Source organism: Chryseobacterium sp. Marseille-Q8038 (genome assembly GCF_965111995.1).
Map to the genome: position 1 here is coordinate 1 of NZ_CBCOPN010000006.1, position 1,348 is coordinate 1,348.

Annotated in this window: 1 protein-coding gene; it reads left to right on the top strand. The window is 33.8% G+C overall.

Annotated features, from left to right (window positions below; translation table 11 throughout):
* The first annotated feature begins 545 nt into the window (after positions 1-545).
* Positions 546-1,160 (top strand): hypothetical protein, encoded by a 615-nt coding sequence (locus ACWPWS_RS24925; protein ID WP_454048275.1) that lies wholly within the window; start codon positions 546-548, stop codon positions 1,158-1,160.
* Positions 1,161-1,348: the final 188 nt, after the last annotated feature.

Below are 1,348 nucleotides of genomic sequence, written 5' to 3' on the forward strand. Positions count from 1 at the left end.
GGAATAATTGTTTGGTGTACAGTTGCTTTAATAGTTATCAACTTATTTTTTTCATATTATCTATTATTAATGAGAGCTAAACGAAATCAAACTGGGCCATATTCTAGAGAATATATCCAACAACAGAAAATTAAAGATTCAATTAGTGATGCAAAATATAAGATAGATCATCAATAACTTTAAGCAATTCAGAGAATTGAAATTCAATTCTCTGAATTCATTTTTCATTCGAATGAAAAAAATTTAAAAAGCATATTATTATATTTTTTTACACCTTGGGAAGCTTATAAAAACTGGGCCGATTGGGGAGCCAATACTACTGGAGCAGGATTTAAATATTTTGCTGATCAAAGAACAGCGATATATAATAGTGGATATTGGATGGATAATCTTGGACAAATGAGAAGTACTGCATATGCAGGAAGAGCCAGAGGATCATTAATAGGACTAAGAAGCGATTATGTAAGAAATACTGCAATGCTTGGAAAATACGAGGTGCTGGATATGTAGGATATGCAATCAGTGCTGGACAAATAGGATATGGGATGTATCAAGATGGTGGAAAGTTTGGAGTTAGAGTTCAAGTTGCATCTGTTGGTGTAGTTGGAGGAATTATAGGAACTATTGTTGGTCCTGAAGGTACAGTTGTTGGAGCTGCTACATTTGAAGGTCTTGCTCCTCCGGTAGAATTTGGTCCAACTGTAGCAAGATTGGCGGGTTATGCAAGAATAGGCATATGGAGTTTACCTTTAATGTTTAATGGAGATAGTGGGTTTTCTGCTAATTCTAAACCGATTACAGGTGCTATTGATATTCCTGTTACTACAACAGCTGATGAATCAGACCCAGAAGAAACAATTACTTTATATAGAGGGGTTTCATCAAAAATATTTCATAATGATAACAGCCAATATATAAATGCACATTTTGGAATTGCTATTCCGAAAGGATATTATCAAGTAAGTTCACTTGAAGGGCCTCATAGTGATATGTTTGATCATGCGTCAGGAAATAACCTTAGTATTTGGACAAGCTGGACTACTAGTAAGGAAACTGCTAGAGATTTTGCTACAGGAATAGCTTTTGGGCCAGCAGTTCCTGGAATTATAATGTCAAAAAGTTTTAAGATTGGTGTAGCAAATCCTAATCCCCACACTTAAGGTGAAAGCGAATGGCTTGTTCCTGGAGTAGTTTATGGTGCAAAAGTAGAATATGTTCTCCCTAGATCTGGACAATAAATAGATTTAATTTAATAATTTACTATAAAAATGAAAGAATTGATAAAACATAAAATAAAAGAATATGATCCTCAATTAAATGAATTTGAAATGTCATATTCAAATCATGC